Genomic DNA, 17,041 nt, shown 5'->3' with positions numbered 1-17,041 from the left:
ATTTGGGCAATTTATGAAGATGGCTGCAAACTACCTAATTGCTCAAATTTCTAACTCACACATCCAGGCTTACCAGCAACCGTAGCCACCACCGTAATAGCTAGTCCGGTAGTAGTAAGTGCGTGGACGGTAGTAGTAAGTGCGATAATAAACGCGACGATAAGAACGACGGTAGCCGCCGTAGTAGGAAGAACGACGGTAGCGACTGCGACGGTAGCCACCATAGTAGCAACCACCATTAACGCTAGCTGCTTCTTCAGAATTCAATTCAGTAAACAGTGATTTTTCGACTTCTTGGTTATCCATGAATAACTCCATTTCTCTTTAAATTGTTCAAATTTCTAACTCACACATTCAGCCTTACCAGCAACCGTAGCCATAGCTAGCGCGAGAGTAGGAGTAGTAGCGTGGACGGGAGTAGTAACTGCGATAATAGACGCGACGAAAAGAACGACGGTAGCCGCCGTAGTAGGAAGAACGACGGTAGCGACTGCGACGGTAGCCACCATAGTAGCAACCACCATTAACGCTAGCTGCTTCTTCAGAATTCAATTCAGTGAATAGTGATTTTTGAACTTCTTGGTTATCCATTTGCGTAACTCCAGTTGAAATGACAAAGGCGAAAACTCGCTTCGTAGTTTTGCTGATTTGTTGCTCTACCTTGCGAATTCAGTTACAGATTCCCTGCGTTACCCACTCCCATCCGGAAGGTTCATGCGGGTAGTTTAAAAAAAATTTTTCCCCAACTAACTGAATGTCATCATGAGTAATAGATTTGATTCCAACCTACTCAATCCCTTAGAAAGCGATGAATTTTTACCTCCAATTAGTCGTTGGGCAAAGTTAACAGGGTTGTGTTTAGCGGCGACATTTGGTGCAGCACTAAGTTTATCTGCGGTGATTAAATACAACACCACTGTAGATGCAAGTGGAATAGTTCGTCCGGCTAGTGAGTTGCAACTTGTGGAGTCAGCAACACAGGGAAAGGTAAAAAGTATTGAAGTTAAGGAAAATCAGGATATTAAAGCGGGAGATCCGATCGCCAAAGTAGATGATGTTCCCTTAAAAACCCAAAAAAATAACCTGAAAAAGCAAATAGATCAAATAAGCTCTCAACTTGCCCAGCTTGGTTCTCAAATAAATCAGTATAGAGCCAAAAGTCCCAATTCAAGTAATATTTGGTACTTGTTCCGGCGCTACAAAAACCTAGAAGAACAATTGAATACAATTCAAACTCAGCATTATCAGGTTTCCCAAATGTTAGATAATGCTGTGATCCGTACTCCGGTATCTGGCAAAATTTTAAAATTGGAGTTACTAAGTATTGGTCAACAACTGAAAACTGGACAACAAGTGGCGCAAATTCTTCCAGCTAATACTGCTATGTTGGTAAGAGCGAGAGTAGCGGTACAAGATATTGCTCGGGTACAAATTGGACACACAGTACAACTGAGAATTTCGGCTTATCCTTACCCAGATTACGGAATTTTAGAAGGGAAAGTTACCTCAATTAGTGCTGATGCAATTACACCACAAAATACGACGGGAGAACCAGTTTCTCCTTACTACGAAGTGACGATCGAACCGGAACAAAGTTTTTTGGTGAAAAGCGATCGCTATTATCCCCTACAACCCGGAATGGAAGTTACTGCTAACATTATTTCCAAAGAAGAAACCTTTCTCGCTTTCATTCTCAGAAAAGCGAGACTCAGTACAAATTTGTAGTGAATTTCTCAGTAAGTTGTTGGGCTGTAGTGCCAAAGAAAGGCACTACAGCCCAACAACTTACTTTTTTTCGGTTTAAATTGGGGGATTAACAATAGGTGCGGAAACTAAATTTGATTCAGTTAACAAAGCATTCTGCACAATAGCAATCAGATCGTTGTTGTAACTAATGTTAGTATTGCTACCAGATTGAATTAGTGAATAATCCGCCACACTACCAGCAACCTCAACAAAATCTCCCTCTGCTGAATTAAAGTCTGTAATTGTAGCGTAACCATTTCCTAAATAATGAACAGTAGTGGAAAAACCAAGTGCAAAAGTATCTCCTCCAGTACCACCAGTGACAACATCATAACTTGTGCCACCATTACCACTATGACCACTCAAATAATCGTCACCACTACCACCAATCAGACTATCATTACCAGTACCGCCATAGAGTTCATCATTTCCTGAATCCCCATAAAGTTCATCATTTCCTGAATCCCCAGATAAGAAATCATTACCCCATCCACCAACTAAGCTATCATTATCAGCTTCACCAAAAAGATAATCATTACTAAAACCACCAATCAAGCTATCATTACCGCTGCCACCATATAAGTCATCACTCCCAAATCCACCATTAATATAATCATCGCCAGCTTCACCATCCAAACGGTTGCCCAAATTATTTCCTGTTATCCGATTATCGAGACTATTTCCGTAACCTTCATAAGCGTTGACAGTTAAAATTAAGTTTTCTTGATTGTCGCCCAATGTGTAGCCTAGCGGAAAAGTAATTGAAGAAATAACTGTGTCAATACCTTGAAAAGAACCTTCAATTACTTGGTCATTTTGATGATCGACAACGTATGTATCATTGCCTTCGCCACCATACATAATATCGACACCTGTACCACCATCTAAATAGTCACCACCACCAAGACCAAATAATAAATCATTTCCGCTATAACCATAGATGGAATCTGCACCTGTAGTTAATAATGTTCCCTGTTCCGGGTCCCAAATAAATTCCGGGTTAGTTCCTACTAAACCTGGGCGAAATTGACCGTAATTAAAGGTATAGTTGTCATTAAATGGAGTGCCATTAACGGTTGCCATTTTGATTGCTCCTAGTTTTGTTAATTAATTCTTGCGGTAGATGTATTACTGCCAATAAATGCGAGATAATTATAATTATTTGAAGAATTAGCCCGCTTGACGTTCCTGATAATTATCTATGTCTTATATTTCTAAATTGGCTGATTAGCCCGAAAAATGTCAGATCAGTTTTGGATCAGCAAGTAGTTAGCAAATATAGATTTGGCAGCTGGCTGCTTGTCAGCAGATGTAATTTATGCCTACTCTCAAAGTTTCTCAAATAGGTTTAACCAGAATTAAACAAGCCAGAAAAGAAAAGGGTTGGACTATTTATGATTTCCGATGGCTACAAGAGGCGAGTAAAGTTTTAAATCCCTCTTGGTGCGAAGATGATGTTTTAAGTGAGGGAATTTCTGAAGGTACTTGGAAACGATTTTTAGCAGGAAAACCGATCAAAACAAATACTTTTAAAGCTTTTTGTCAGGTATTAGGAGTTGATTGGTATCAAGTTGTGGAAAGAAATACCCAGCAAGATTGGGGCGGCGCACCTGATGTTTCTATTTTTTATCATCGTCGGGATGAAGTCGCTGAAATTGAGCGATCGATTTTACAGGAGCAATGCCGTTTAGTGTTACTTTTTGGTATGGGAGGAATTGGTAAAACTTTTGTGGCAACAAAGGTGGCAAAAAAACTGCAAAATAATTTTGAATTTGTAATTTGGCGAAGTCTCCGCAATGTGCCGACTTTAGCAGAATTGTTGACAGATTTAAGACAAGTTTTGACTAAAAAGTTGGTGGCGAATCCTACTATTAAAGAGTTGTTGGAATATTTAACTAATTTTCGTTGTTTATTGGTTTTGGATAACTTTGAATCGATTTTACAAAGTGGCGATCGTACAGGTAAATATCTAGAAGAATACGAAAATTACGCTCAACTAATTCAAGCTGTTGCGGAAACGCCTCACAACAGTTGTTTAATTTTAACTTCGCGGGAAAAATTGAAAACTTTAGCTGCGAAAGAGGGCGAAAAACTTCCAGTACGTTCTTTACAAATCACAGGTTTGCCCACAGCAGAAGCGCGAAAAATCTTCTTTAACAAGGGTGATTTCACTGGTTCAGAGGCGGAATGGAAACAACTGATTTCTCGCTATGGCGGCAATCCCTTGGCATTAGAAATTGTTGCTACTTCTATTAAAGATCATTTTGCTAGCAATATTTCTAATTTTCAGGAATTTATTAATACTGAACCGTTTATTTTTGATGATATTCGAGATTTGTTAGCAAAGCAATTTAATCGACTCAGTAACAGAGAGAAAGAAATCATGTATTGGCTGGCAATTAAACATCAACCTGTATCTTTACCAGAGTTACAATCAAGCTCACTTTCCTATTTATCACCTTGCGAACTCTTAGAATCCCTAGCTGCTTTACAACGTCGTTCATTAATTGAAAAAAATGACGCATATTTTAGTTTGCAACCTGTAGTTATGGAATTTATAACTACCCGAATTATAGATGGAATTGCTGAAGATGTTTTTTCAGAAAAATTAGCAATTGGAAACTTCGATCGCCAATCCGTAAGGAATAATTAATATTTTACCTTAATCCCAAATATTAATTATTCCTTGTCCCTAAACCCTCAAAATCTCCTTTGTTCATCCAACCAATTCACTAAATCCGAAACCTCAGAAAAATCAAACAATGCCTCATTCAAATCCTCCAATTGTGCCACAGATAATTCCTCAAGACGAGATTGTAATTCTGCATCTAACGTACCAAAACGGCGCGTCAGCGGACGCATCACCATCGCTAATGCTTCTTCTTTTTTTCCCTCTTGTCTTCCCTCTTGTCTTCCCTCTTCCAAAATATCCTGATAAATCACCGATTCCCGCATAATTCCCTCCCGGAAAAGATTGCGAATCAAACTTTTGTTAAACCTTAAACCTGCCAAAATTTCAGTAGAAGCTGTAATTTCCTGGCGTTGAACACTTGATTCTATTTTAGCCACTTCTGATGCTACTTGAGTGAGTAACTCAGTTGCATTATCTGAAGCAGCTAAAACAGCCATTGGTAGCAGTGCTGGATCTTGTAATAACGGTTCTGGAGATTGTTCCCACATTCGGATTACTTGATATCCATGACTGGTTAATCCTTGACGAAATTCGCTTTCAAATACTGCCGAATTAGTGGTTTGTTGTAACCAAATTAGCACTTGTGTCACAGGTAAATTATATTGCCAGTAAAGCCGGACAAAATAATTTAACATTCGCAGTGGCATGGGTTTACCACTTGGTACTTTTACTTGAAATTCTAAATGCAAAATCTGTGATTGAGTGCGGAGAAAAGTAACAGAATCAGCGCGAATGGGTTCTAAACTCAATTCGGTTTTTAATACTTCTACTCTGGTTGTTGGTTCTCCTAATAACCAAGTTGCAAATTTGTCAGGATACTTTTCTGCCAGATATTTACATAAATTGTCGAATTGCATGGTATTTTGTTTTAATTACTGGCTGACAATTCCTGACCATTGCACTTTTTTTAACTGATCTCGACGATAGGAAAAGAAGTAATCGGGTTGTTGATATGTACAATGAGGAGCAATAGCTATTTGTTGCTCAGCTATTCCCATTTGTTTTAACTGTAATTCATTGACTCGGCGCACATCTAAACGCACTTTTCCAGGTGCAGAATCTGGGAAAATGGGAGAATTTGGTAAATCTTGTAACGCATTTAAAATTTCGGTTTCCGAGTCAGCAGAAACAATGGTAGCCCCTACTTCTGCGGCTACTTCTTGGGAAACTTGATATACTGCTCCGGTAATGGCTGGACCCATTGCGATGCAGAGATTTTCTAGTTTGCTGCCTTGAGAAGTGAGACGTGCGATCGCTTCCGGTACAATTCTCTTAGCAGTACCCCGCCAACCTGCATGAATAGCCGCCACCTGTCCCGTAGTTTCATCAGCAATTAAAACCGGAGTACAATCAGCAGTACAAACCCAAACCCCCTGTTTTTCCCGTTGCGTCACCAAAGCATCCGCAGGCGGTAAAGACTCAAACTCCGCAGTTCCCGCATCCTTCTTTGTTCCCAAAAACTCCGCCACTTCCGCTGGAGTCAGCACCCCATTACCATGCACCTGTCTTACCCGATAAAACTCAGCATCCGGGTGCAAAACCTGGATCAAATCTACCGGAAACCGTGGCGAAAACTGTCTGGTAAAAAAACCATGTTGCCAATTTGCCAACAAACTACAAGTTAAATAAGGCAAATCTTCCCAAAAATGCCATTGCCAAGTAGCTGGAGAATTAGCAGAATTATGCAGTTCTAGTTCAGAGGTTTGGGGAGAAATCACGCTGAAAAAACTTTATAAAACAACAATGCTTTCTATGCTAACCTATACCAAGATTTAGTAAATCTAAAATCGAAAATTGATGGTGGGATTCGATCGGCAAAAATTCACCCAAGCTCTTGACTTCCTAAAAGAGAATTATCACCACCAAGAGCCAACTGTCAACAACCAAACCTTAACACTTCACCTATTTGACATTCTCCCATCCACCAATCAAAAACTATGGCAATTAATTGCACAAGGCGCACCACCAGGAACCGTCGTCATTGCCAGAGAACAACAAGCAGGGAAAGGTCAATGGGGTCGGCAGTGGTATTCGCCCCCAGGCGGATTATACTTATCTCTATCATTAGCTCCCAACCTGCCAGCAAAACAAGTTGCCCAACTAACCATGAGTAGTGCTTGGGGAATAGCGCAAGCATTACGCCAAATTGGTATCCCAGTCTACCTGAAATGGCCTAACGATCTGGTAATTTCTCAATATAAACTTGGTGGCATTCTCACCGAAACCAGAGTCCAGCAAGAGCGTATCACCAAAGCAGTAGTTGGTGTCGGCATCAATTGGGTTAACCCAGTTCCAGAAACAGGGATTAATTTACAAACTTGGCAAGAAAATCATCCCAGATTAATATCTTCAATAGAAATGTTAGCTGCCCTTACCTTAAGCGGAATAGTAGCAGGATACAATTCCTGGCAGCAGTCAGGAGTAAAAGCTCTCTTGCCCTCTTACGAAAAACTGCTCAATAACATAAATTGTCCAGTAGAAGTGAATGGACAGCAAGCAATCATAGTTGGTGTTTCGGAAAATGGAGATTTGCGACTTTGCTTGCATACTAACGGGGATAGCCCCCCTTCAGAAATACATCTTCCAGTCGGTACAATCAGTTTGGGCTATGCTGAAAAAATTTTGTGAATAATTAATACGGTGTGATGGAGATGAAAAAACTAAATTACGAAAACGAGCAAATAAAAGTAACCACCCCAGAAAATCAACCAAGCAAGAACACAGATACTCGATTTTGGCAACGTTCCTTGTTGATGAATGGTTTAGGATGGTTGGGTGCGATCGCACTTCTCGGCAGCAGTAGTATGATTTGGGTACAAAACCCCCAGACTGGGATAGCCGTCGCTGCTCCCAACATTCCAGAAATAATGCCCAAAGCGGTGCCAGACTCTCCCGCACCCGCAGCAAAAAAAGAACCCGACCCTGTATTCATCAGACGTACCCCCAACCCTGCACCCACTCGCGCCAGAACTCGCTCACAAAACCGAGTATCTCAAACTCGGAACAGCAGAGGTAACAACACTAGTTCCTACATTGACCCAACAGATTACAGCATTGGCGCAACCAACAGACAAGATTTGCCCGGAGGTTCCTATCAGCCACCTAGCGCCGTAGTATTCCGGGAACGTTCCAAACCCCGTCAGCGAGTTGTTCGAGAACAATTCTCTATTGAAGAACCTAGCGCAGATATAGCCACAGTTAGACCGCGAGTGAGAGTGAGAAGAAATGCGGTTACTGCTCGCCGTCGTCAGAGTTCACCTGCTCAAGTGAGTCGCGCCCCCAGAACTTACGAAATTGAACGACGCACTAATTCCACCCAAGTTAGCCGTGCTCGCAGAAGTTACGAAATAGAGCGTGTAACTCCAGAACCTTCAAACTCGCGTATTTCCCGGCGACGTTCTAATGAACAAGCAGAGAATACCCAGGTAGCTAGAACCACGAGACGGCGAAACACAACAGTTGCAGCAGCCAATCAAGTGAAAGTTGGCCCAATCAAGGTAACTCCCAATGGCATCAGAATGAGTCGCAGTGGAGTGATTAGAAGAGGCGAAACTCGCATTGCTAGCACTAATATCAACGGATTAGGTGATTCTGGCAACAATCAAACTGCTCGGAATCGGGTTTTAAATTATTACTACAATTCAGTCAAACCTAGCGAGTCATCGGATAACGAATCAAATCGTACCAATTTAGCGATGATTTTTCCCTTAGCTATTCCCGCCCAAATTACCTCAATGTTTGGCTGGCGCATCCACCCGATTACAGGCGAAAAGGGCTTTCATGCTGGGACAGATATTGGTGCGCCGATGGGAACGCCTGTGTTAGCGGCTCATGCGGGTAGAGTAGCCTTGGCTGATTTCTTGGGCGGTTACGGTTTGGCGGTGGTGTTGCGCCACAATCAAGATGCTCAGGAAACTCGCTACGGTCATCTTTCGGAAGTTACTGTTAAACCCGGAGATTGGGTAGAACAGGGAACTGTTATCGGTCGAGTTGGTGACAGTGGCAACACAAATGGCCCTCACTTGCATTTTGAAGTCCGGGAACAAACACCTCAAGGTTGGGTAGCTAAAGACCCAGGAGTGCAGCTGGAATACTCTCTAGCTCGATTGATTAGGGCTTTCCAAAGTGGTCAGGCAACTTTACCACAGGATGTCCAACCTTATGAGATGCCAGCGAATACTTTACAAGTAGAAAAGCTGTCGCCTCAAGTTCCTGTACCTAGCGCCGAGTTACCTGTAATTGCCATCCCTGGAACGGAAGCACCGCCTCCGCTGTTCTCCTCTGGAGAGTAGTTTTTTGGCAGGGGGGCAGGGGAGACAAGGGAAATTTTTACCTTTTGCCTTGGAATCTTCTGCCTTGGAGCCTTTAAATATAGCCGTTTTCAATTAAGAATTCGGGTGTGATGCTTTGGGGTAGTTTGCCGAAGTTTAGGAGTTTTTCGACGTATTTGCCTAAGATGTCGGCTTCTAGGTTGACTTGGCTGCCGTTTTTTAAGAGGTAGAGGTTGGTGTGGGCGTAGGTGTGGGGGATGACGGCGACTTTGAACCAAGTGCCGTCGGTGTTGGATTCGGCTACGGTGAGGCTGATGCCGTTGATGGTGATGCTGCCTTTGGGGACGATGTAACGGGCGACTGTTTCGGGGGCGGTGAAGCTGATTTCCCAGGAGTTGGCGGTTTGTTCTATTGTTTGTAAGTGTCCTACTCCGTCGATGTGTCCGGTGACGAAGTGTCCGCCTAGTTTGCTGCCGACTCGGAGTGAGGTTTCCAGGTTGACGTTGTTGTATTCGAGGTTTTCTTTGCCTAAGCGGGTGCGGCTGAGGGTTTCTGGGGAGGCGGTGGCTAAAAATCCTTGGGGGAGTATTTCTTCGACGGTGAGGCAAATACCGTCTACGGCTACGCTGTCTCCGATCGCTAAATCCCCTACAATCAAGTTGGCAGTGTGTTGGTCGCAAGTGATACTGATGCGATCGCCACTCTGGAATTGAATTGTTCCTAAGCTCTGAATTAGTCCTGTAAACACGGCTTTATAGAAAAATTTTATTATTGGTTCTTAATTTTATGGTATATATGCCTCTCAAATGTACTTATCCAACCAGCTGAGGAATGTAGTTTTTTTTGGGGAAATGTGAAAATTTTGCAGCCACGGTTAGGATCGTAGTCAAGACCCTGGCATACTGGGAATGTAAAGACATTCTTATTGGATGGTATCGATTCTACTTCCACTGGTTATAACTTCCAGTATTGAGTTAAATCGGTAACTCTCTAAAACCCGCTAAACTCTAAGGTACTAACCTTAAAAAGTCCAGTGCCAGATTATCGTATAAATGTAATCTCCTTACCAAAGGTATTCTATAGGCTAAACCAATGATAGAGATGAAAGTCGCTGGAATTGCAGTTGATGCAATCACGCGCAGCCCAATTGTACTCCTGAAGGATGGGACTGAGCGACGGGCTTTGCCGATTTACATCGGTCAAGATCAGGCAAAGTCAATTATCGCCGCTTTGGAAAATCAACCACCTCCCCGACCTCTGACCCACGATTTGTTAGTCAATATGTTGGAAGCGTGGGAAATGTCGGTAGAGCGAATTATTATTCACTCTTTACAGGACAATACTTTTTATGCGATCGTCACTGTTCGTAAAGGGGAGGTAAAAAAAGATATTGATGCTCGTCCTAGTGATGCGATCGCAGTGGCGCTGCGTACCCGGAGCCCCATCTGGGTGATGGAAGAGGTGGTTGCTGATGCTTCTATCCCTGTGGATAGAGATGCTGATGAAGCAGAACAAAGGGCTTTTCGGGAATTTCTGGAAAATGTTAGACCCGAAGATCTAATTAAGCGTGGTCGCTTCAGTAATGGAGAAGCCTAGCTGGTAATTAGTCTGATGTCTTAGTCATTAGTTAACAAATAACGCATGATAATTACAGATGACAAATGACAATTGACAAATGACTAAATATGCGATATAGGCGTTTTGGTAAAACCAATCTCTGGCTCTCAGTGTTTTCTCTGGGAACTATGCGCTACTTGGATAGTGAGGCGAAGGCGATCGAAACTGTACAGCAAGCTGTGGCGCAAGGAATTAATCACATAGAAACCGCCAGAGGCTATGGCAAAAGTGAGGAATATCTGGGAGTAGCATTAAGCTCTGGTGTAGATTTACCACGCTCCCAACTTTACATCACTAGTAAAATTCCGCCCACAGCTGAGGCTGATACCATGCGCCGCTATATCGATGAGTCTCTGAAACGATTAAAAGTTGATTATTTAGATTGTTTAGCAATTCATGGTTTAAATACTTGGGAACATTTGGATTTGGTAGAAAATAGCTGTTTTTCCGGGGTGCAACAAGCTATTAAAGATGGTCAAATTAGGCATTTTGGTTTTTCGACTCATGGCAGTTTAGAATTGATTTTGAAGGCGATCGACTCTGGTTTATTTGAGTTCGTCAATCTGCATTATTATTACTTTTTTCAACGCAACGCCGCCGCCGTAGAATTAGCCACCCAAAAGGATTTGGGCGTTTTCATTATTTCACCTGCTGATAAGGGCGGACGGTTGTTTTCTCCACCAACAAAGTTACAAGATTTGTGTGCGCCTTTCTCTCCTTTAGCTTTGAATTATCGGTTTTTGTTGAGCGATCGCCGGATTACTACCCTAAGTTTAGGTGCCGCTAATCCCACTGAACTAACTCAACCTTTAAGTGTAGCAGATCGAGATCACCCTCTGACAAGTGAAGAATTAAAAGTTTTAGCAGATTTGGAAACTCATCAATCAGCTATTCTGGGAACAGACAAGTGTAGTCAATGTTATGCTTGTCTCCCTTGTCCCGAAAACATCAATATTCCCGAAGTTTTACGATTGCGAAATCTTGCGGTTGCTTACGATATGACCGATTATGGTCAATATCGTTATCGAATGTTTGAAAATGCTGGACATTGGTTTCCCGGAGTTAAAGCTAACCGCTGTACTTCCTGTGGTGAATGTCTCCCTCGTTGTCCAGAAAATTTGGATATTCCTGCTCTTTTAGATGATACTCATCAACGATTAAATGGGCCAAGTCGCCGCCGACTTTGGGAGTAAAGAAAAAGGTTCGTAGTGACAACTTTAGTCGTTCAAAGGTTTTTCAAAGTAACTTACAACTGGGATATGATTGTTGAACTATTAGGAAAATCTTCCCGAAGAAATCTAACTTTTTGGCTAGTTTTCTGCTTATTTTTTTTGAGTTGGCAACCAGTCAAGGGACAAGATAGAGAGAGATTTGAGCAAAGAATTCAAAACAATATCTGTCCTAAACCAATTACCGAAAATGATATTTCCCAAACCAATCTTACACCACCTAGTATTTGGTGGGCTGCCCAAAGATTTGGGGGGATGTTGTTAGATTTTTGGTTTACTTGTCCCGGAGAAAGAAGGGTGTATTTAGTGGTAAACCGCCAAATTTGGAATTCTCTAAATTATGTGGAAAAGTACTCATTTGTGAATCATTTTGGCAATTATTCCCGTGTGGATAGATACAACGTGCAAGTGTTAAATCCCCAGTTAGAAAATTTAGCGGCTTATCGATGTGATTTTACGGTAAATCCAATTAATTGCAATTTATGGGTGGAAAGTTTTGGTGATTACGATCCGCCTGCTTTGCGATCGCGTAATCCTAAACCCTGAAACCGAATTTCTTGCCACAAATTTAAGTATTGCTGCTGCGCTGTCGGCGAAAGAGGTAAGAGAAAATCACTTTTTTGGTAAACTTCAGCGGTAGGGAAAATTAACTGTTTATCCCGGATGCTTTTTGGTAATTCATTTAACTTCTCACCTGCAAAAATTGGAGAAGCGGCTTTCCCAAATCGAGAGAATAAAACTGCGATTTCTGGTTGCCAACCAAAGTCAATCCAATCTCTAGCTAAATCGAAATTATTACTTGCTTTTGTCGGATGTACCCATAAATCTGCCCACAGAGAGGTTCCTGACTGGGGAATGACTGCTGCAATGATATTTGGGTAACGTTGAACTAAGGGTAAAATATCTGTTGACCAACCGACAGCTACCCAAGTGTCTCCCAAAATTAAGGGTTGTAAATAGGTGTTGTTGCTATAAAATTTTACCTGTCGATCGAGTGCTTTCAGTTCAGATTTAAGCTGAGGAATTTTATCTAATTGTTGAGTGTTGTAAGAGTTTTGGCGATCGATTTTTTTCAAGGTTAAACCGATGACTTCTCTGGGTTGATCGAGTAAAGAAATCCGATCGCGCAATTCCGGTTTCCACAAAACATCCCAATCTTGAGGCGGCGCAAAACCTCGATCTTGAAATATATCCTTTCGGTAAGCAATCATTGTAGTTCCCCAACGATAAGGCGCACCCCAAACTTCTCCTTTGAGGTCAATATTTCCCTGTTGATTGCGGCGGACTAATCGCTGATATTGTAAAGGTAATTTTTGCCAATTTTTCAAGCGATCTGGATCTAAAGGTTGAATTAACTTTTGCTCGATCGCTGCTGCTAACCAGTAATCTCCCAAAGTAACTAGATCGCTGCTGGGACGTACTTTTTCTCTCGGTGCTAGCAAAGGAAGTCTTGACCACCAATCGGGAGATTTTGGTTTTATTTGTAAACTTTCAAATAACTTGAGCAGTTGTGCTTCTACGGTTAAATCTAATTCACCTATCTGCTGAAATTCCTGGCGAAATTTGTTTAATAGCTGAGCCGGAATCGAATCTTTTAAAAGTCTAATTCTCAAACTTGCCTGTTGCTGACTACTACAGGCTGAGATTAACCCCAAAACTGTTACAGTACCAGTACCTAATAAAAAATCGCGTCGCTTCATTTAACTTTGATTGGCAATTTTGCTAGTTAATTCTTACACAAAGGAATTTTGTCAATAAGGATGTTTAATTGACCTTGAATTTGCCTGGGCAGCAAATAAAGTAACTAATTTAATCAAGTTAACATACTTCTCTAGCGAAGATCTGGTTTTATGGCTTGCCATAGCCCCCAAAAAGAAACATTTCTTAAGGTGATTGTAGGGAAAAGTTAAATGATTCGTAAGCCAGAGAAAGTTACAGAAAATATTCTGTAGCATAGGAGGATAGGTTTAATAAAGTAGGGGTATAAGATGGATTCGATAAAAAATCAAGTGAATGGATTAAACGAGAAGATAGAAACCCTCTGTCAATTGGTAGAAAATTTAAATACAAGAATGGAGGAAATTCTGTCAGAAATCAAGCGACCCGCACCTGAAAGTAAGGAACAGTTTGTTGGTTTAGTTGGAGAACGTCCATCGTATAGTACTTTAAGTAGAGTAGACGCTGCCTTAGCCCACAAAGATATTTTGATAGATAACAGCTATTCAGAATCAAATACAGGTACAGGAAGTCGGGAAAAAGAGTTAGGTCCAGATATTCAAATTCAACGCTTGACAGCGCAACTAACGGCAGCATACAACCGAATTGCTGCCTTAGAAGAACAATTATTGTCCAAAAGAGTGTACTAACTTTTGAACAGTAATTTTACCGATCGCCTTCTAAACGTGCTGCTAAAAGTTCGATCGCTTGGAGAAGCTGGCTATGATTCCAGTTTCCATAAAGCTCAGCGGCAATACAAGCTGCGCCTGCACCGACTCCTTCTTTGACGTATCCCTGCTCATAAACTCGTAATTTTTCATAGTGAGAATTGGCAAAACTGAAGTTACTAATCAGCAAAGGAACTGAACCAACCATTTGAGCTAAACCTACTGTGTCACCTGTAGGATCTTCTGCGACCCAACGAGTTGTACCGACAACAATTTGTTCCGGTTGCCAAGGTAAAGAGAATTCTGTTGCTATAGCTTGAATTAAGGCATAGATTGCTAGCATTTGGGTTCCTCCAGCTAGCATTACCCCGGAAGTTCTACTAGCAGCGATCGCCATTCCTGCAACTACAATTTGCATCGGATCGCCCACTGCTGCCACTAATTGCAGCGCCCCCAAAGTAGAGGAAAATTTGTCAAAATTGAGCAAACCAGCCGCTTTTAGTCCTTGTTGCACCACAGTCCACTTTTGTTCGTGGTTACATTCTGGATGACTACTGTTAACTTTACCAACAGCGGCAAAGCCTAAACCAGTAAGTATTGCCAATGCCGTAGTAGTTCCGCCAACCACACATTCGCTGAAAATTATCCAACTTGATGGATGCAGGATGGCTAATTTTTCGCCCCAGACTAACCCTCGATCGAGCAAACTTTTGACTATAGCTAGATCGAGGGCTTTTCCTGTACTCAAACAATTAGCCGCCGCACCTTTTAAATCAATTGCTGGAATTGGGGGTGTTTGGAGTAATCCGGCATTAAAAATATATAAAGGTAAGGAAAAAGACTCAACCACAGCACGAGAAATTAATACCGGAGAAGCGCCAGCGTGCAATGGTGGTAAAGGATATTTCGGACTAGGTGCGGGGCCATAATATAAAAATTCGGCATCTGCTAAGGCGGTGGATTTGCGATCGAAAGGAGTCGCCCCCGCCGCAGAGATTCCCGGTATTAGCCCAGTTTCCGTAAATCCCAACACACAAGCAAACACAGGCTGACAACCGCGATATCTTTGTAACCAACTTTTTCCCTGTTCTACTTGCGTGTAAATTTTAATCATAGTTTTCATCAAGGGGACTAGGTACTGGGTACTGGGTACTGGGAGAGGAAATTTCTTAATTCACAATTCTCCCAGTCGCCAATCCCCAATCCCCAATTCCCAATCCCCAATCCCCAATTCCTAATCCCCAACACCTACTCTTCATAATCCAAAATCACTTGTACCCAATGGGGAGGTTGCGGGATGGGGTTGCCTAAGCGTTGGAGTAGTAGCCAGGAGGCGATATGAACGATGAATAAGTAAACTAAATTGCTGAGAAAGACCATTGCGATCGCAATTACATTAATCAAAAATATACTTGGTTCTATTAATAACCCTAGTTTCAGGAATACCCAATCTAAAAAATTCGTTACTTGAGTAATGCCATAAACCCAAAGATCTTCACCCAAGAGAATTGAAAGCAGCCAAAATCGAAAAAAGAAACCGATACTACCTAACAATGCTCCTAAAAAAATTGATACTGTCCAATTAACTCTACGTCGCCAACAAGCACCCAGGAGTACACCCAACAAAGCAAAGGGAATGAAATATTGAATGCTGCGAGGCGGCCCCATCAATACTGATAATAATAAACCAGAAACAAAAGCCGACATCCAAGCGGCTCTAGCTCCCCAACGCAGGTAAACTAAAGCAATGGGGACTGGGAAAAAGATTCGCAGTACGGGGCCTAAAGGAAAGTAAAAATTGACTAACCAAATTAAGCTGGCAGTACTGGCTAAAAAGGCGGTTTCCACCAACACCAAGGGTGCAGTTGACTGCACTTGAGGTAGGGGAGTTGGAGAGCCAGTTTTACCAGCATTTTCATCTGCGGGATTCGGGAAAGATTCACTCATGCAAATTGCCAAAAGATACGCAGGTTTAAACGATCATTTTTTCCAAAGCATTAATGTCAGGAATTCTGAGAATATCCTGATCCCGCTTGATTAAGCCTTTCTTTTCGAGCTTCGTCAATACTCTGGTCACAGTTTCTCTTGCTAGTCCACTCAGACTACTTAATTCTCGGTGTGGGAGATTGGGAATTTCTACTCCTTCTGAAGTTTGTTTGCCCTGCCCATCTGCCAAAAATAGTATTGTGTCTGCTACTCGTGACATACTATCAGATTCTCTTAACCGGAGTCGGCGATTGACTTGGCGCAAACGTCGCCCCATCAATTGTGCCAGACGAACTCCTGCCATTGGCTCGGAATAGATTAATTGGACAAAATCCTGGGCTGGCATATTGCCAATTACTGTGGGAGCCAAGGTAATGACATCGGTGGAACGAGGTACTTCATCAAGTGCCGCCATTTCACCAAAAATTTCTCCTTTCCCTAAAATATTCAAGGTGACTTCTTTCCCTTCGAGGTTGTAGGTGCGAATTTTCACCCAACCTTCGAGAATGAAGTAAACGGAACTTCCCCAGTCATTTTCTAGCAAAATCACTTGGTTTGCTGGATGACTGCGGGTAACGAGGTGGGCTGTAGCTTTTTCAACGATACCTTCTGGTAATCCTTGGAAAAAAGGCGTTGAGCGGATTAGATTATGGTGTCGGTCTTCCATCAGACCATTCTTTCACTAAGACTATGTTGAGTAAATAAACTAAGGATCGATAGGGGCTGATTAGATTTTGGTAGGCTGATAAGTTGCCATAGTATCAGATTTAGTTAGGACTGCAAATCAATCATAACTAATTGACCACAGTATCTTGGGGGAACTGGAGTTCCTAAAGAACTATGATTTATTGTCTAAAACTGACACGATCCGTAGTATTGCAGCACTTTATAGAGATTATCACGAAAAATTCCGTGATGGTTAGTTTTGTACCGATCGCTTTTCAACATCGTCCTCTGTAGGTTCTTGCAGTTTTTGTAAATTTATGGTAAAGAACAACAGGAAAACTGAGAAAATTTACAGTAAAGTTTCAGGAATTTCTCTAGTATACTGATGTAAATTAAGATTAACTATGTAGAATTCTCGGATCGAAGCCAAGATTAAACGAACCTGTAGAC

General features: G+C 41.9%; 18 protein-coding genes. 8 read left to right on the top strand and 10 right to left on the bottom strand.

Annotated features, from left to right (window positions below):
* Positions 1-69 precede the first annotated feature (69 nt).
* Both ACE1B6_RS16455 and ACE1B6_RS16450 read right to left on the bottom strand, forming a co-directional pair.
* Positions 70-306 (bottom strand): hypothetical protein, encoded by a 237-nt coding sequence (locus tag ACE1B6_RS16455; protein WP_413258335.1) that lies wholly within the window; start codon positions 304-306, stop codon positions 70-72.
* Positions 307-360: 54 nt separating this feature from the next.
* The gene (locus ACE1B6_RS16450) at positions 361-591 is read right to left on the bottom strand and encodes a hypothetical protein (protein ID WP_413258334.1); all 231 of its coding nucleotides are present in this window, start codon (positions 589-591) and stop codon (positions 361-363) included.
* Between the two features lie 171 nt (positions 592-762).
* Here ACE1B6_RS16450 and ACE1B6_RS16445 point away from each other — a divergent pair, with 171 nt between their 5' ends.
* Positions 763-1,725 carry an HlyD family secretion protein gene (locus ACE1B6_RS16445; protein WP_413258333.1) on the top strand — a complete coding sequence of 321 codons (963 nt, stop codon included), beginning with the start codon at positions 763-765 and terminating at the stop codon, positions 1,723-1,725.
* A gap of 75 nt (positions 1,726-1,800) precedes the next feature.
* On the opposite strand, the gene ACE1B6_RS16440 is transcribed toward ACE1B6_RS16445, so the two are convergent.
* The gene (locus ACE1B6_RS16440; RefSeq protein ID WP_413258332.1) at positions 1,801-2,829 is read right to left on the bottom strand and encodes a calcium-binding protein; all 1,029 of its coding nucleotides are present in this window, start codon (positions 2,827-2,829) and stop codon (positions 1,801-1,803) included.
* 235 nt (positions 2,830-3,064) lie between these two features.
* On the opposite strand from ACE1B6_RS16440, the gene ACE1B6_RS16435 reads away from it, so the two are divergent.
* A complete protein-coding gene (locus ACE1B6_RS16435; protein WP_413258331.1) occupies positions 3,065-4,399 on the top strand; it encodes a helix-turn-helix domain-containing protein in 1,335 nt (444 codons plus the stop codon).
* Between the two features lie 47 nt (positions 4,400-4,446).
* Here the strand turns inward: ACE1B6_RS16435 and ACE1B6_RS16430 are convergent, their stop codons facing one another.
* Both ACE1B6_RS16430 and pgeF read right to left on the bottom strand, forming a co-directional pair.
* Positions 4,447-5,295, bottom strand: coding sequence for an Rpn family recombination-promoting nuclease/putative transposase (locus tag ACE1B6_RS16430; RefSeq protein ID WP_413258330.1), 849 nt, complete (start codon positions 5,293-5,295; stop codon positions 4,447-4,449).
* Positions 5,296-5,310: 15 nt separating this feature from the next.
* Entirely contained in the window at positions 5,311-6,156 is an 846-nt protein-coding gene (gene pgeF, locus ACE1B6_RS16425; protein WP_413258329.1) for a peptidoglycan editing factor PgeF, read from the bottom strand.
* 79 nt (positions 6,157-6,235) lie between these two features.
* Here pgeF and ACE1B6_RS16420 point away from each other — a divergent pair, with 79 nt between their 5' ends.
* Both ACE1B6_RS16420 and ACE1B6_RS16415 read left to right on the top strand, forming a co-directional pair.
* Positions 6,236-7,066 (top strand): biotin--[acetyl-CoA-carboxylase] ligase, encoded by an 831-nt coding sequence (locus ACE1B6_RS16420; RefSeq protein ID WP_413258328.1) that lies wholly within the window; start codon positions 6,236-6,238, stop codon positions 7,064-7,066.
* A 23-nt stretch (positions 7,067-7,089) separates the two neighbouring features.
* Positions 7,090-8,730, top strand: a complete 1,641-nt coding sequence (locus ACE1B6_RS16415) for a M23 family metallopeptidase (RefSeq protein ID WP_413258327.1) — start codon at positions 7,090-7,092, stop codon at positions 8,728-8,730.
* Positions 8,731-8,803: 73 nt separating this feature from the next.
* On the opposite strand, the gene ACE1B6_RS16410 is transcribed toward ACE1B6_RS16415, so the two are convergent.
* Positions 8,804-9,457 (bottom strand): riboflavin synthase, encoded by a 654-nt coding sequence (locus ACE1B6_RS16410; RefSeq protein WP_413258326.1) that lies wholly within the window; start codon positions 9,455-9,457, stop codon positions 8,804-8,806.
* Between the two features lie 344 nt (positions 9,458-9,801).
* Between ACE1B6_RS16410 and ACE1B6_RS16405 the strand changes: the two genes are divergently transcribed.
* The 3 genes from ACE1B6_RS16405 (at position 9,802) to ACE1B6_RS16395 (ending at position 12,101) form a co-directional block, all read left to right on the top strand.
* Positions 9,802-10,305 (top strand): bifunctional nuclease family protein, encoded by a 504-nt coding sequence (locus ACE1B6_RS16405; RefSeq protein ID WP_413258325.1) that lies wholly within the window; start codon positions 9,802-9,804, stop codon positions 10,303-10,305.
* A gap of 89 nt (positions 10,306-10,394) precedes the next feature.
* Positions 10,395-11,519, top strand: a complete 1,125-nt coding sequence (locus tag ACE1B6_RS16400) for an aldo/keto reductase (RefSeq protein ID WP_413258324.1) — start codon at positions 10,395-10,397, stop codon at positions 11,517-11,519.
* A gap of 15 nt (positions 11,520-11,534) precedes the next feature.
* Entirely contained in the window at positions 11,535-12,101 is a 567-nt protein-coding gene (locus tag ACE1B6_RS16395; protein WP_413258323.1) for a hypothetical protein, read from the top strand.
* Here the strand turns inward: ACE1B6_RS16395 and ACE1B6_RS16390 are convergent.
* Complete coding sequence (locus ACE1B6_RS16390; protein WP_413258322.1) at positions 12,059-13,255, bottom strand: extracellular solute-binding protein; 1,197 nt, start codon at positions 13,253-13,255, stop codon at positions 12,059-12,061. The genes ACE1B6_RS16395 and ACE1B6_RS16390 overlap by 43 nt on opposite strands.
* 288 nt (positions 13,256-13,543) lie before the next feature.
* Here ACE1B6_RS16390 and ACE1B6_RS16385 point away from each other — a divergent pair, with 288 nt between their 5' ends.
* Complete coding sequence (locus ACE1B6_RS16385) at positions 13,544-13,921, top strand: hypothetical protein (protein ID WP_413258321.1); 378 nt, start codon at positions 13,544-13,546, stop codon at positions 13,919-13,921.
* 16 nt (positions 13,922-13,937) lie between these two features.
* On the opposite strand, the gene cobT is transcribed toward ACE1B6_RS16385, so the two are convergent.
* From cobT to ACE1B6_RS16370, 3 genes are all read right to left on the bottom strand, one after another.
* Positions 13,938-15,053 carry a nicotinate mononucleotide-dependent phosphoribosyltransferase CobT gene (cobT, locus tag ACE1B6_RS16380; protein ID WP_413258320.1) on the bottom strand — a complete coding sequence of 372 codons (1,116 nt, stop codon included), beginning with the start codon at positions 15,051-15,053 and terminating at the stop codon, positions 13,938-13,940.
* 134 nt (positions 15,054-15,187) lie between these two features.
* On the bottom strand, positions 15,188-15,886 hold the full coding sequence (locus ACE1B6_RS16375; RefSeq protein WP_413258319.1) for a DUF2232 domain-containing protein: 699 nt from the start codon (positions 15,884-15,886) through the stop codon (positions 15,188-15,190).
* 25 nt (positions 15,887-15,911) lie between these two features.
* Positions 15,912-16,592 carry a Crp/Fnr family transcriptional regulator gene (locus ACE1B6_RS16370; RefSeq protein WP_413258318.1) on the bottom strand — a complete coding sequence of 227 codons (681 nt, stop codon included), beginning with the start codon at positions 16,590-16,592 and terminating at the stop codon, positions 15,912-15,914.
* Positions 16,593-17,041 lie beyond the last annotated feature (449 nt).

Origin of the sequence: Floridaenema fluviatile BLCC-F154, from assembly GCF_041929135.1 — a bacterium.
GTDB classification, from domain to species: domain Bacteria; phylum Cyanobacteriota; class Cyanobacteriia; order Cyanobacteriales; family Aerosakkonemataceae; genus Floridanema; species Floridanema fluviatile.
This window is presented reverse-complemented; position numbering and strand designations above follow the sequence as displayed.